The 13,213-nt window shown below is 41.4% G+C and carries 14 protein-coding genes; all 14 read right to left on the bottom strand.

Going from position 1 to position 13,213, the window contains the following annotated elements; translation table 11 throughout:
• Entirely contained in the window at positions 1-657 is a 657-nt protein-coding gene (gene rpsC, locus OTG27_RS24625) for a 30S ribosomal protein S3 (RefSeq protein WP_034305014.1), read from the bottom strand.
• Positions 658-660: 3 nt separating this feature from the next.
• Entirely contained in the window at positions 661-1,002 is a 342-nt protein-coding gene (gene rplV, locus OTG27_RS24630; protein ID WP_034305017.1) for a 50S ribosomal protein L22, read from the bottom strand.
• Positions 1,003-1,019: 17 nt separating this feature from the next.
• A complete protein-coding gene (gene rpsS / locus OTG27_RS24635; RefSeq protein WP_034305018.1) occupies positions 1,020-1,298 on the bottom strand; it encodes a 30S ribosomal protein S19 in 279 nt (92 codons plus the stop codon).
• Between the two features lie 60 nt (positions 1,299-1,358).
• A complete protein-coding gene (gene rplB / locus OTG27_RS24640; RefSeq protein ID WP_034305021.1) occupies positions 1,359-2,189 on the bottom strand; it encodes a 50S ribosomal protein L2 in 831 nt (276 codons plus the stop codon).
• Between the two features lie 26 nt (positions 2,190-2,215).
• A complete protein-coding gene (rplW, locus tag OTG27_RS24645; protein ID WP_034305023.1) occupies positions 2,216-2,500 on the bottom strand; it encodes a 50S ribosomal protein L23 in 285 nt (94 codons plus the stop codon).
• Complete coding sequence (gene rplD / locus OTG27_RS24650; protein ID WP_034305025.1) at positions 2,500-3,123, bottom strand: 50S ribosomal protein L4; 624 nt, start codon at positions 3,121-3,123, stop codon at positions 2,500-2,502. The genes rplW and rplD overlap by 1 nt, the downstream gene beginning before the upstream one ends.
• Before the next feature lie 25 nt (positions 3,124-3,148).
• Positions 3,149-3,778 (bottom strand): 50S ribosomal protein L3, encoded by a 630-nt coding sequence (rplC, locus tag OTG27_RS24655; protein WP_048677885.1) that lies wholly within the window; start codon positions 3,776-3,778, stop codon positions 3,149-3,151.
• 40 nt (positions 3,779-3,818) lie between these two features.
• Positions 3,819-4,127, bottom strand: a complete 309-nt coding sequence (rpsJ, locus tag OTG27_RS24660) for a 30S ribosomal protein S10 (RefSeq protein ID WP_019244375.1) — start codon at positions 4,125-4,127, stop codon at positions 3,819-3,821.
• A gap of 409 nt (positions 4,128-4,536) precedes the next feature.
• Complete coding sequence (gene tuf, locus OTG27_RS24665) at positions 4,537-5,724, bottom strand: elongation factor Tu (RefSeq protein WP_048677883.1); 1,188 nt, start codon at positions 5,722-5,724, stop codon at positions 4,537-4,539.
• A 121-nt stretch (positions 5,725-5,845) separates the two neighbouring features.
• The gene (gene fusA / locus OTG27_RS24670; protein ID WP_048677880.1) at positions 5,846-7,924 is read right to left on the bottom strand and encodes an elongation factor G; all 2,079 of its coding nucleotides are present in this window, start codon (positions 7,922-7,924) and stop codon (positions 5,846-5,848) included.
• Positions 7,925-7,968: 44 nt separating this feature from the next.
• Complete coding sequence (rpsG, locus tag OTG27_RS24675; RefSeq protein ID WP_048677878.1) at positions 7,969-8,439, bottom strand: 30S ribosomal protein S7; 471 nt, start codon at positions 8,437-8,439, stop codon at positions 7,969-7,971.
• 41 nt (positions 8,440-8,480) lie between these two features.
• On the bottom strand, positions 8,481-8,903 hold the full coding sequence (gene rpsL / locus OTG27_RS24680; protein WP_034305038.1) for a 30S ribosomal protein S12: 423 nt from the start codon (positions 8,901-8,903) through the stop codon (positions 8,481-8,483).
• 104 nt (positions 8,904-9,007) lie between these two features.
• Positions 9,008-9,256 (bottom strand): 50S ribosomal protein L7ae-like protein, encoded by a 249-nt coding sequence (locus OTG27_RS24685; protein WP_034305040.1) that lies wholly within the window; start codon positions 9,254-9,256, stop codon positions 9,008-9,010.
• Between the two features lie 295 nt (positions 9,257-9,551).
• On the bottom strand, positions 9,552-13,148 hold the full coding sequence (rpoC, locus tag OTG27_RS24690; RefSeq protein ID WP_053537043.1) for a DNA-directed RNA polymerase subunit beta': 3,597 nt from the start codon (positions 13,146-13,148) through the stop codon (positions 9,552-9,554).
• Positions 13,149-13,213 lie beyond the last annotated feature (65 nt).

Consider the following 13,213-nt stretch of genomic DNA (forward strand, 5'->3'; position numbering starts at 1 on the left):
TTATTTTCCTCCTTCCTCAGATTTCTTCTTAGTAGGAAGAACTTCTCCACGGTAGATCCAAACTTTCACGCCTAGCTTACCGTAAGTAGTATCTGCTTCAGCATGAGCATAGTCTATGTCTGCACGAAGTGTGTGAAGTGGAACTGTTCCTTCGCTGTAATGTTCAGCACGAGCAATATCAGCACCGCCAAGACGACCAGAAACTTGAGTTTTGATTCCTTTTGCTCCAGAACGCATAGTACGTTGGATAGCTTGCTTTTGAGCACGACGGAATGAAACACGGTTTTCTAATTGACGAGCGATGTTTTCTGCAACCAATTTTGCGTCAAGATCTGCTCTTTTAATTTCGATGATATTGATATGAACTCTTTTGCCAGTCAACTGGTTCAAAGCTTTACGAAGTGCTTCGACCTCAGTACCGCCTTTACCGATAACCATTCCTGGTTTAGCAGTGTGGACAGATACATTGATACGGTTAGCTGCACGCTCGATTTCAACTTTTGAAACAGAAGCATCATTTAGACGTTTCGCGATATATTCACGAACTTTGATGTCTTCATGCAAAAGAACTGCGTAGTCTTTATCAGCGTACCATTTGGATTCCCAGTCACGGATTATCCCGATACGCATACCGATTGGATTTACCTTTTGACCCACAGATTACCCCTCCTTCTTTTCTGATACAACGATTGTAATATGACTAGTACGTTTGTTAATTGCACTCGCACGACCTTGAGCGCGAGGACGGAAACGTTTTAATGTTGGTCCTTCATTAACGTATGCTTCTGAAACGACTAGGTTATTAATATCCATTTCGTAGTTATGTTCTGCATTTGCGATAGCAGATTTCAGAATTTTTTCTACGACTGGAGAAGCAGATTTTGGTGTTAAGCGAAGAATCGCTACTGCTTCACCTACTTGTTTTCCTCGAATTAAATCTGCGACTAAACGCACTTTACGAGGAGCAATACGAACTGTTTTAGCGACAGCTTTAGCTTGCATGAGATGCCCTCCTCTCATTAACGTCTTGTTTTCTTGTCATCACTTGCGTGACCTTTATAAGTGCGTGTAGGCGCGAATTCGCCTAGTTTGTGACCTACCATATCTTCTGTTACATAAACCGGCACGTGCTTACGACCGTCATAAACGGCGATTGTGTGTCCGATGAATTGCGGGAAGATTGTTGAGCGACGAGACCAAGTTTTTACTACCTGTTTCTTGTCAGCTTCATTTAATTTTTCAACTTTTACCAATAAATGATCATCAACAAAAGGCCCTTTTTTTAAGCTACGACCCATGCGAGTACCTCCCTTCGTGACTGTTCTACGGTTCTATTTATGAACCGTAGCTCAATCCCGTTATTTTTTACGACGACGTACGATAAATTTATCGGATTTATTTTTCTTCTTACGAGTTTTGAATCCAAGAGTAGGTTTACCCCATGGAGACATTGGTGATTTACGTCCGATTGGCGCTTTACCTTCACCACCACCGTGTGGGTGATCATTCGGGTTCATTACAGATCCACGAACTGTTGGGCGTTTACCTAACCAACGGTTACGGCCAGCTTTACCAATGTTGATAAGTTCATGTTGTTCATTACCGACTTGACCGATTGAAGCACGGCAAGTAGCAAGAATCATACGAACCTCACCTGAGTTTAAACGTACAAGTACATAACGGCCTTCTTTACCAAGTACTTGAGCAGATGTACCTGCTGAACGGACTAATTGTCCACCTTTTCCTGGTTTAAGCTCGATGTTATGAATTACTGTACCAACTGGGATGTTAATTAGAGGTAGTGCGTTACCCACTTTGATGTCAGCTTCTGGACCTGACATAACTTCCAAACCTACTTCTAAGTTTTTCGGAGCTAGGATATAACGTTTTTCTCCATCAACGTAATTAATTAATGCAATGTTTGCAGAACGATTTGGATCGTACTCAATAGTAGCAACGCGTCCTGGTATACCATCTTTATTCCGTTTGAAATCGATGATACGGTATTGACGCTTGTGGCCGCCACCTTGATGACGAACTGTTAACTTACCTTGGTTATTACGGCCGCCTTTGCTGTGTAAAGGAGCAAGTAATGATTTTTCCGGTTTGTCTGTAGTGATCTCAGCAAAATCGGAAGTTGTCATATTACGTCGACCGTTAGAGGTAGGTTTATACTTCTTAATCGCCATTTGTATTTCCCTCCTTCTCTAATGAATTAAGCCTCGAATAGCTCGATTTCTTTGCTGTCAGCAGTTAATTTAACAATAGCTTTACGGCGCTTGTTAGTATAGCCTGCATGTTTGCCCATGCGTTTGAATTTACCTTTGTAGTTCATGATGTTTACTTTCTCAACTTTAACGCCGAAAATTTCTTGAACAGCATCTTTAACTTGAGTTTTATTAGCTCTAACATCAACTTCAAAAGTATATTTCTTTTCAGCCATTATGTCTGAAGAGCGTTCAGTGATTACGGGGCGCTTAATGATATCGCGTGCATCCATTATGCAAGCACCTCCTCTACTTTTTCGACAGCTGATTTAGTCAAGATCAATTTGTTGTGTGAAACAACATCAAGAACATTAAGACCATCAGCTTCAACTACAGTAACACCAGGGATGTTACGTGCAGAAAGAGCAACTTTCTCATCTAAACCGTCAGTAACCACTAACGTTTTAGTATCTACAGAAAGGTTTTTAAGTACCGCTACAAACTCTTTTGTTTTTGGAGCTTCGAAAGACAAGCTTTCAAGTACCAAAATGTTCTCTTCCAATGCCTTTGCAGACAATGCAGATTTAATAGCTAAACGACGTACCTTTTTTGGTAGCTTGTAAGCGTAAGATCTTGGAGTTGGTCCAAAAACAACGCCACCGCCACGCCATTGTGGAGAACGGATAGACCCTTGACGCGCACGTCCAGTTCCTTTTTGTTTCCAAGGTTTACGTCCACCGCCTGCAACTTCAGAACGGTTTTTAACTTTATGAGTTCCTTGACGTAAGGAAGCTCGTTGCATGATGATTGCTTCAAATAATACGTGATTATTAGGTTCGATACCAAAGATGGATTCATTTAGTTCGATGTCGCCAACTTGTGAACCTGTTTGGTTGAACAATGTAACTTTTGGCATTCTATTGCTCCTCCTTTCTCAGAAATTACTTTGCTTTAACAGCAGATTTAACTTTGATCAATGCTTTTCTAGCACCAGGTACATTACCTTTGATCAATAGTAGGTTACGTTCAACATCAACTTTAACGATAGCTAAGTTTTGAACAGTGATTTGATCTCCACCCATACGTCCTGGTAAAAGTTTACCTTTGAATACGCGGTTTGGAGCTACAGGACCCATTGAACCTGGGCGACGGTGGTAACGAGAACCATGAGACATAGGTCCGCGAGATTGTCCATGACGCTTGATAGAGCCTTGGAAACCTTTACCTTTTGAAATTCCTGATACATCTACTAAATCGCCTTCAGCGAAAATACTAACATTGACTTCTTGACCGATCTCATATTCAGTAAGATCCGTTCCGCGGAATTCGCGAATGAAGCGCTTAGGAGTAGTATTTGCTTTTTCAACATGGCCCTTTTCAGGTTTGTTAGAAAGCTTTTCACGTTTGTTTTCAAAACCAACTTGAACTGCTTCATAGCCATCAGTTTCAACAGTTTTCTTTTGAAGAACCACGTTATTAGCAGCTTCGATAACTGTTACCGGAATAAGTTCACCGTTTTCAGCAAAAACTTGAGTCATACCGATTTTTCTTCCTAAGATTCCTTTGGTCATAAGTCACACCTCCTAGAGTAATTGTTCATATTTATATGAATTATAATTTGATTTCAATGTCAACGCCTGATGGTAAATCTAAACGCATCAATGAGTCAACTGTTTGTGGAGTTGGGTTAACGATGTCGATTAGACGTTTATGCGTACGCATTTCGAATTGTTCACGAGAATCTTTGTATTTATGAACCGCACGTAGGATCGTGTATACCGATCTTTCAGTAGGTAATGGAATCGGACCAGATACAGCCGCACCAGAACGTTTTGCAGTTTCAACAATTTTCTCAGCAGATTGATCAAGGATTCTGTGATCATATGCTTTTAAACGGATACGAATTTTTTGTTTTGCCATAATTTTCCCTCCTTTTCGCCTATTTTAAAATAGACCTTCTCAATGGAAATTTCCCACACACTCGCCATGGCAAAGCGGCCGGGTGTGTCAGCAACCTTCCATATCATCGCAGTCAAAGACCAACATTGTCTATTATACATATAACACAAGTGAAATGCAAGTCAAACTTATATTTTTCTTGTGCAACACACTTTTATTATTATACATACTATCACAAGTATTTACAAGTACATTCTACGAGGTCTTTCGTATCCATTTTCTTCATTTGTAATTATCAAGAAACCCATTAAGTAAACTCCAGTTATTATAGAAGAAAGTATGAATATCCTTTACAAATAAAAAAGAAGCAGATGGCGTCCCATCTGCTTCTTCCGGAAGGCGTCCCTTCCAATATTGTTTTATCAATCAATTATTCTTGGATTGTAGCAACTACGCCAGCGCCTACAGTACGTCCACCCTCACGGATAGAGAATTTAGTACCTTCTTCGATAGCGATTGGAGCGATAAGTTCTACAGTCATTTCGATGTTATCTCCAGGCATAACCATTTCTACGCCTTCAGGAAGGTTACAAATACCAGTTACGTCAGTTGTACGGAAGTAGAACTGAGGACGGTAGTTTGTAAAGAATGGAGTGTGACGTCCACCTTCTTCTTTAGAAAGAACATAAACTTCAGCTTTGAACTTTGTGTGTGGAGTGATAGTGCTTGGTTTAGCAAGAACTTGTCCACGTTGGATATCTTCACGGGATACACCACGAAGAAGTGCACCGATGTTGTCACCAGCTTCAGCATAGTCAAGAAGTTTACGGAACATTTCAACACCAGTTACAGTTGTTGGTTTAGACTCTTCGTTGAAACCGATGATGTCAACAACGTCACCGACTTTAACTTGTCCACGCTCAACACGACCAGTTGCAACTGTTCCACGACCAGTGATTGAGAATACATCCTCAACTGGCATCATGAATGGCTTGTCAGTGTCACGAGTTGGTTCTGGGATGTACTCGTCAACAGCTGTCATTAATTCATGAATTTTTTCTTCCCAAGCAGCGTCTCCTTGAAGAGCTTTTAGGGCAGATCCTTTGATAACTGGAATGTCATCGCCAGGGAATTCATATTCAGATAGTAGATCACGGATTTCCATTTCTACTAATTCAAGAAGTTCTTCGTCATCTACCATGTCGCATTTGTTCATGAATACTACTAGGTATGGTACACCTACTTGACGAGAAAGAAGGATGTGCTCACGAGTTTGTGGCATTGGGCCATCAGCAGCAGATACTACTAGGATTCCGCCGTCCATTTGTGCAGCACCTGTGATCATGTTTTTAACATAGTCAGCATGTCCTGGGCAGTCAACGTGTGCATAGTGACGAGTAGCTGTTTCGTACTCAACGTGTGCAGTAGAGATTGTGATACCACGTTCTCTTTCTTCTGGAGCACCATCGATTTGGTCATAAGCGCGAGCTTCAGCTCCACCAGATTTAGCAAGTACAGTTGTGATTGCAGCAGTTAGAGTTGTTTTACCATGGTCAACGTGACCAATTGTTCCAACGTTAACGTGCGGTTTTGAACGATCAAATTTAGCTTTTCCCATTAGGAATTCCTCCTTAAAATTATAAATAAAAAATTAAGTATATAGGGGCTGTGAAAGAAGACTAATTCTTCCATCACAGCTTACATAAGATAGTTATACTTTAATAAGAGATGAAAATCAATTATTCACCTTTATTTTTTTTGATGATTTCTTCAGAAATGCTCTTAGGTACTTCTTCATAATGATCGAAGTGCATAGAGAATGTTCCGCGTCCTTGAGTGTTAGAACGTAAAGATGTAGCATATCCGAACATTTCAGATAGTGGAACCATCGCTTTAACCATTTGCGTGTTACCGCGAGCTTCCATACCTTCTACACGACCACGACGAGATGTGATATCTCCCATGATGTCGCCTAGGTAATCTTCTGGAATAACTACTTCCACTTTCATGATCGGTTCAAGGATGACAGGACTACATTTAGATGCTGCATTTTTAAGTGCCATAGATGCAGCGATTTTAAATGCCATTTCGTTGGAGTCAACGTCATGGTAAGATCCGTCGAATAATTTAGCTTTGATGTCGACTAGCGGGTAACCAGCAAGTACACCACGGTCAAGTGAATCAACTAATCCAGCTTGTACAGCAGGGATATATTCACGTGGTACTACACCACCGACGATAGCATTTTCAAATTCGAATCCTTTACCTTCTTCGTTTGGACCAAATTCAATCCATACGTGTCCGAATTGTCCACGACCACCAGATTGGCGAACGAATTTACCTTCAACTTTAGCTGAACCACGGAAAGTTTCACGGTATGCTACTTGAGGAGCACCAACGTTTGCTTCCACTTTGAATTCGCGACGCATACGGTCAACAAGGATGTCCAAGTGAAGTTCACCCATACCAGCGATGATCGTTTGACCAGTTTCTTGGTCAGTATGCGCACGGAATGTTGGATCTTCATCTTGAAGCTTTTGTAAAGCTTGAGACATTTTGTCTTGGTCTGCTTTTGATTTCGGCTCAACTGATAGAGAGATAACTGGCTCTGGGAATACCATGGACTCAAGAATTACTTGGTTCTTGTCATCACATAGAGTATCTCCAGTTGTAGTATCTTTCAAACCAACGGCTGCTGCGATATCTCCTGCATATACAGTAGAAATTTCTTCACGGCTGTTTGCGTGCATTTGAAGGATACGTCCAATACGCTCACGTTTTCCTTTAGTTGAGTTGATTACATAAGATCCTGATTCTAGTGTACCAGAGTACACACGGAAGAATGTAAGTTTACCAACGTAAGGGTCAGTCATAACTTTAAACGCTAAAGCAGAGAACGGTTCAGAATCATCTGAATGACGTTCAACTTCATCTTCTGAATCCGGTAATGTACCTTTGATAGCTGGTACATCCAATGGAGAAGGAAGGAAGTCGATAACGTTATCAAGCATTAATTGAACACCTTTGTTTTTGAAAGCCGATCCGCAGATAACTGGGAAGAATTCAACATTAACGGTTGCTGTACGGATAGCTGCTTTTAATTCAGCAATGCTGATTTCTTCGCCGCCAAGGTATTTTTCCATTAAGTCTTCATTAACTTCTGCTACTGCTTCAATTAACTTTTCACGGTATTCTTCAGCTAATTCACGGTGTTCTTCAGGAATTTCACCGATAGTGATATCAGTTCCTAGGTCATTACCGTAGAAATGAGTTTTCATTTCAATTAGGTCAATGATTGCAGAGAATTGATCCTCTGCTCCGATTGGTAACTGAACTGGGTGAGCGTTAGCTTGTAAACGATCGTGGATAGTTCCAACTGAATACAAGAAGTCTGCACCGATTTTGTCCATTTTATTTACGAATACGACACGTGGTACACCGTAAGTTGTAGCTTGGCGCCAAACCGTTTCAGTTTGAGGCTCAACACCTGATTGGGCATCAAGTACAGCTACAGCTCCATCAAGTACGCGCAAAGAACGTTCAACTTCAACTGTGAAGTCTACGTGTCCCGGTGTATCGATGATGTTTACACGGTGACCTTTCCACTGCGCAGTTGTTGCAGCGGATGTGATCGTGATTCCGCGTTCTTGTTCCTGTTCCATCCAGTCCATTTGTGAAGCACCTTCGTGCGTTTCACCGATTTTGTGAATTTTACCAGTATAATAAAGAACACGTTCTGTTGTTGTCGTTTTACCAGCATCGATGTGAGCCATGATACCGATATTACGAGTGTTTGCTAAGGAGAACTCTCTTGCCATTTGTCTTTCTCCTTCCTTCTATAAGGATTTTATAGTGTTTAATCTTACCAGCGATAATGTGCGAAAGCTTTGTTGGCTTCAGCCATTTTGTGTGTATCTTCACGTTTCTTAACTGCTGCTCCAGTATTGTTGGCAGCATCCATGATTTCATAAGCTAAACGCTCTTCCATCGTTTTTTCTCCACGAAGGCGAGAGTAGTTTACTAACCAACGAAGTCCTAGAGTCGATTTACGGTCTGGACGCACCTCAACTGGTACTTGGTAGTTAGCTCCACCCACACGGCGTGCTTTTACTTCTAGTACAGGCATGATGTTTTTAAGTGCTTGATCGAAAACTTCGATCGGCTCATTGCCAGTACGTTCTTTGATTAAATCAAATGCAGAGTAAAGAATTTTTTGTGATTTACCTCTTTGTCCATCAACCATTAATTTGTTGATTAAGCGAGTCACAAGTTTTGAATTATATATTGGATCTGGTAATACGTCTCTTTTCGTTACAGGTCCTTTACGAGGCATTATATTTCCTCCTTTCAAGAAAGTTCAATTTTGGTTTTAGTTTATTTTTTTGCTGCTTTCGGACGCTTAGTACCGTATTTAGAACGGCCTTGCATACGATTGTTAACTCCAGCTGTATCAAGAGCACCACGTACGATATGGTAACGTACCCCTGGTAAATCTTTTACACGTCCGCCACGGATAAGAACCACGCTGTGTTCTTGTAGGTTGTGACCGATACCTGGGATATAAGCTGTTACCTCGATACCGTTTGTTAGACGTACACGCGCATATTTACGTAACGCGGAGTTTGGTTTTTTCGGTGTCATAGTACCCACACGAGTGCAAACACCACGTTTTTGCGGAGATGATACGTTAGTTTGTGCTTTTTTAAAGCTGTTGTAGCCTTTGTTAAGTGCTGGAGATTTTGAATTAACCTCTTTAGACTCGCGTCCTTTACGCACTAATTGATTAATAGTAGGCATTACATTTTTCCTCCCTTCACGTTTTCATTTCTAGTACCACACATCCAGGTGGTTCATAAATGGGTAAAAACAAAGTCTTTGCAAATATTATTGCAAAAACATTTTTACTTTTTAATGGCAACAGTTGCTGCTCCGACATCAATACCACATGCTTTGCCAAGCATTCTCATCGAATCAACATATGTGATAGGAACATCCAATTCTTTGGCGGTCTCAACGACACGCCCAGTCAAGTATATATCTGCATCATCAGCGATGATAACTTCTTGAATTAAATTGTTTTTAAGAGCTCTAACTGCTTGCTTCGTCCCTATAATCACTGACTTTGCCTGTATTACTTTTTCATAAGACATGGTCCATATCCTCCAAAGTTACAGGGTAACATAGGAGCACCTTTGCTATAGTATCATTATAAGTCGGATACTGTCAACTTCTTTCAAAAAAATAATTCAAGCAAAAGGTTTTCCTTACATAATTCTATTAAGATTTTCAATTTGCCCAAACGGAAATTATCAAATTCTCATAGGCTTTTCAGCCTTCCATGAGTAATAAGAGAGACCAGCTCAATAAATTCTGATCCTTCATCTCCTCCAATAGGAAACGGGAGTGTGGTTTTCAGTTTAAATTATTGAGCTGGTCCTTTTTCCATTAATCCACTGTTACTGTATCGGCACTTTCGTCAACAACGACAGGGTTTGCTTTTCTGTATCTAAGCATTCCCGTTCCTGCAGGGACAAGTTTACCGATGATGACATTTTCTTTAAGCCCAAGCAATTCATCACGTTTTCCTTTTATTGCTGCATCAGTCAAGACCCTAGTTGTTTCTTGGAATGACGCGGCGGACAAGAAGGAATCCGTTTCAAGAGATGCTTTTGTGATACCTAGCAATACAGGACGGCCTGTAGCTGGTAATTTGTTGGTCAGCAATGCATCAGTGTTTGCAGTAGTGAACTGGTTGACATCCAATAATGTTCCTGGAAGCACTTCAGTTTCACCTGCATCAAGCACACGGACTTTACGCATCATTTGTCTAACCATTACCTCGATGTGCTTATCACCGATTTCAACACCTTGCATCCGGTATACTTTTTGAACTTCATGAAGCAGGTACTCCTGAACAGTAAGCACGTCTGTAACCTTCAGCAATTCTTTCGGATCGATTGAACCCTCTGTCAACTCTTCACCACGACGGACAGGTGTATCAACAGTTACTCTTAAACGTGCTGTGTACGGCGCAGTATATGTGCGTGATTCAACAGCACCTTGAACAACGATTTCCTGTTGTTTATCCCGAATTTCATTGATGGAAACAATCGTTCCTTCAATTTCGGAAATGACAGCTTGACCTTTAGGATTCCTTGCTTCAAATATTTCTTGGATACGAGGAAGACCTTGAGTGATATCGTCCCCGGCAACCCCACCTGTATGGAATGTACGCATCGTCAACTGTGTACCAGGTTCTCCGATTGATTGAGCGGCAATGATACCGACTGCTTCGCCCACTTCAACTTCTTGACCGGTAGCCAAGTTGCGTCCATAACATTTTTTACATACACCATGGCTGGTGTTACATGTAAAGGCAGAACGGATCCATGCTGTTTCGATTCCAAGTGATTCAATATAGTTAGCAAGATCTTCAGTGATAAGATCGTTTTCAGCCACGATTACTTCATTTGTTTCTGGATGTCTGATCGCTTTTCTTGCATAACGGCCAACTAGGCGCTCTTCAAGATGCTCAATTATTTCAGTACCCTCTCTCAAGGCTGAAATTTTCAAGCCGCGGTCCGTTCCACAATCGTCATCACGGATGATGACATCTTGGGCAACGTCAACAAGTCGACGGGTAAGGTAGCCGGAATCGGCTGTTTTAAGCGCTGTATCGGCAAGACCTTTACGCGCACCATGTGTAGAGATGAAGTACTCCAACACGGTTAAACCTTCACGGAAACTTGATTTGATCGGTAATTCAATGATACGTCCAGCCGGGTTGGCCATCAAACCACGCATACCAGCAAGCTGCGTAAAGTTGGAAGCATTACCACGGGCACCGGAATCACTCATCATGAAGATCGGGTTGCGTCGGTCCAGGGAGTCCATAAGTTTGGACTGAATGGTATCCTTGGCAGCACTCCAAATCGAAATGACGCGATCATAACGCTCATCCTCAGTAATAAGACCGCGTCTGAATTGCTTCAAGACGTTATCCACTTTTGTTTGAGCCTCAGTAATGATTTCTTGTTTTTCTTTTAAAACGACAATATCAGCCACACCAACGGTAATACCAGCTTTTGTCGAATATTTGAATCCAAGATCTTTCATCCGGTCAAGCATTTTGGATGTTTCGGTAATTTTAAAGCGTTTAAAGACTTCCGCGATGATATTTCCAAGAATTTTCTTCTTGAAAGGATCGATAGCAGGTTGGGACTTAATCAATTCAGGGATATTAGCGCCCTTTTCCACAAAATATTTCTCTGGAGTTTTGGTTTCCAGATTATAACGTGTCGGTTCGTTAATATACGGGAATGATTTAGGTAAAATTTCATTGAAGATCAATTTTCCAACAGTCGTAATTAGAAGTTGGCCGTTTTGTTCTTCAGTGAATGTTTCATTATTTAGTGACGATGCATGTACGGCACAACGGGAATGTAAGTGTACATATCCGTTTTGGTATGCAAGTAATGCTTCACTTGTATCTTTAAAGATCATACCCTCACCGATAGCGCCTTCTCTTTCCAGCGTTAAGTAATAGTTACCTAATACCATATCTTGAGAAGGTGTAACGACAGGTTTACCATCTTTAGGGTTCAAAATGTTCTGTGCTGCAAGCATAAGCATGCGTGCTTCGGCTTGTGCTTCAGAAGATAGAGGAACATGGACCGCCATTTGGTCACCGTCAAAGTCAGCGTTGTAAGCTGTACATACGAGCGGATGCAAACGAATTGCGCGACCTTCAACCAACGTTGGTTCAAATGCTTGGATCCCAAGTCTATGAAGAGTCGGTGCACGGTTCAATAGTACTGGGTGTTCTCTAATAACTTCTTCTAGGACATCCCATATTTCAGGAGATAAACGTTCAATTTTGCGCTTAGCGGATTTGATGTTATGCGCCAGACCTCTTTGAACAAGCTCCTTCATTACGAATGGTTTGAATAATTCAATCGCCATTTCTTTCGGAAGACCACATTGGTACATCTTTAAGTTTGGTCCGACTACGATAACGGAACGGCCAGAGTAATCAACACGTTTACCAAGAAGGTTTTGACGGAAACGACCTTGTTTACCTTTTAACATGTGAGATAAAGATTTTAACGGACGGTTACCTGGTCCAGTTACCGGACGGCCACGACGGCCATTATCGATAAGAGCATCGACAGCTTCTTGCAGCATACGCTTCTCATTTTGAACGATAATGCTTGGTGCTCCAAGGTCCAGTAATCTCTTCAACCGATTATTACGGTTGATAACACGGCGATATAAATCATTTAAATCAGATGTGGCAAAACGTCCTCCATCAAGTTGAACCATAGGACGAAGCTCCGGTGGAATGACCGGAAGCACGTCAAGGATCATCCATGAAGGCTCATTTCCGGAGTTACGGAATGCTTCAAGCACTTCCAAGCGTTTGATTGCACGGGTTCTGCGTTGTCCTTGGGCTGTTTTAAGCTCCTCTTTCAACGACTCTACTTCCTTTTCCGTATCAATATCTTGTAAAAGTTTTTTAATAGCTTCCGCACCCATGGCAGCTTGGAATTTCTTACCGTATTTTTCACGGTATGTACGATATTCCTTTTCAGAAAGAAGCTGTTTCTTTTCTAAAGTCGTATCGCCCGTTTCAGTTACTACGTAAGATGCAAAGTAAATAACTTCTTCCAAAGCCCGTGGAGACATATCAAGAACAAGTCCCATACGGCTAGGAATTCCTTTAAAATACCATATGTGTGAAACTGGTGCTGCCAGCTCAATATGACCCATACGCTCACGACGCACCTTAGCACGGGTGACTTCAACGCCACAACGGTCACAGACTACGCCTTTATAACGAACACGTTTATATTTTCCGCAATGACATTCCCAGTCCTTTTGAGGTCCAAAAATTCTCTCACAGAATAAACCGTCTTTTTCTGGCTTTAACGTACGATAGTTGATTGTTTCTGGTTTTTTAACTTCTCCATGTGACCAAGAACGAATCTTGTCTGGTGAAGCAAGACCAATTTTCATATACTCAAAATTATTAACGTCTAACAAGGGGCCTACCTCCCTTTTAATCTCCAGGTTTAACCCTTGATTGCCGTCACGTTATGAGGCAATCT

Source organism: Peribacillus sp. AS_2 (assembly GCF_026891895.1).
In the GTDB taxonomy this organism is placed as follows: domain Bacteria; phylum Bacillota; class Bacilli; order Bacillales; family DSM-1321; genus Peribacillus; species Peribacillus frigoritolerans.